Origin of the sequence: Lactobacillus xujianguonis (assembly GCF_004009905.1) — a bacterium.
In the GTDB taxonomy this organism is placed as follows: Bacteria; Bacillota; Bacilli; order Lactobacillales; family Lactobacillaceae; genus Lactobacillus; species Lactobacillus xujianguonis.
Genome location: NZ_ML136936.1, coordinates 1 through 1638 on the forward strand (window position 1 = coordinate 1; position 1638 = coordinate 1638).

The 1638-nt window shown below is 38.0% G+C and carries 2 protein-coding genes; both read right to left on the bottom strand.

Annotation, left to right across the window (positions count from 1 at the left end):
- On the bottom strand, positions 1 to 839 hold an 839-nt coding region (locus EJK17_RS11175), incomplete at its 3' end, for a conserved phage C-terminal domain-containing protein (protein WP_127796434.1).
- A 2-nt stretch (positions 840 to 841) separates the two neighbouring features.
- Positions 842 to 1546 (bottom strand): Sak single strand annealing protein, encoded by a 705-nt coding sequence (locus EJK17_RS11180; protein ID WP_127796435.1) that lies wholly within the window; start codon positions 1544 to 1546, stop codon positions 842 to 844.
- Positions 1547 to 1638: the final 92 nt, after the last annotated feature.

Genomic DNA, 1638 nt, shown 5'->3' on the forward strand with positions numbered 1-1638 from the left:
TTGTCGTCCGGTATGCTTGATATGTCGACCGTGCCACCATAGCCCCCGCTAGCTGGTGTGTTGCGGGTTTGGTTTAGGTTATTAGCATTGAGATAACCGTCAAACTTACTTGCACCAAAGAGGGTCGACGGTCTCATATACTTCCAGTAGGGCGTACCCTGCCAATCAAAGGCTTTATTATCTATGACTGTCTTAAAGTCATCTAACTTATATCCTTCTTTGAATCTAGCCTTGATCAATCTTTGATTAGCTTTACTTGATGGTTTATAGTGAGCGCCAGTTTTCTGATTTAAGTAATCAATGATTTGTTGATAAGGAATAGATTCAGATTTATCTTCTTTTTTGGTTGATCGAGACTGCTGATAAGTCATCTGTGACTTATCGTTATTTTTGTTAGTATCTGAAGTAGTCTCTGTGTAGTCTCTGGTATAGGTGTGATCATTTTGATCAGTTCTATCTGCTCTATTTGAGCTGATCGTCTGCTCATTTTGATCACATGCACTGCTCATCAATTGATTTAGTTTAGTTTCATCTATCGAATACCACTTGGTTTTATCAAAGCCAGCTCGATTAAAATTAGCTGAAACTACAACTTCTTTTTTCTCTAAACTGCTAAACGTTCTTCTAATGGTTGCTACGCTCCAAAAAGGAAAATTCTGTTTTTTCCAACTTTCATAGGTGTTATAGATCCACCATTTGTCGTCAATCTTTTTTGCACTCTTTGAATGAAGCCAGTAATTCAATTGTTGAAGTACAATAGCTTCATTCAGTCCAATTACAGTTGCTAGTTCTTGATCTACTAATAATGGGTGCTTACTAAATAGCCAGCTTGCTTTCATGATTAAGCACTCTCTTTCTGTAATCCTTGATCTTTAATGAAGTTGTAAGCTGCTTCATTGCCTTTGGATTTAGTCCGCCAGTTGTCTAGGAAAGCCTTAGCTTGTTCGTCACCTTGAGCTTCCCATTTGCAGACATCGACTAGTTTTTCCTTACCGCCGCCGTATTGGACTTCAAATTGTTTAGCCTTAGCAATGCGTTGCGATAATGATTCAACTTTTCTGGGCTTAGGCTTGGTTGCTGTCGTGCTTTCATCGCTAGGAAGGTCTTCGCCAGCATAGACATCTAATCCAAGTCCTGCATAGGCTAAAGCTTTAACTAGACATCTTTGTTGTGTCTTATTGATCTGTCCCATATCTAACTCTTTAAGATTACGGACAGCTTGATTTCTATGATTCATAACATAAAGATTTGAACTATATTTATTGCCTTCAATTTCAACAGTGACTTCAACTTCACAGCCGAACGGTGTTAAACAATAGTCAACAGTTCTTCCGGTTGATTTCCATTCCCCATTAATAGGCAAATATTCAGGGTATTTAGTTATCTCTTTTTGTGAGTTAGGATAGATTGCTTTGACTAAGCCCCATGCTTTAGCCCAACTAAGATAGTTAAGTCCCATTTTTTTGCTTAAATAAGGCTTAACGTCAATCTGTGATAGCTTTGTGTAAATACTCTTTTTTTCTTCTTTGTTTGTCTTCTCAGCCATTGTTTACCACCTTTGCCTTTAATGCTTTGTCTCTTACATCGCGGATAGCGTCTTCTATCACGCTATCCAATAAATTTGATATGACTTGTTCT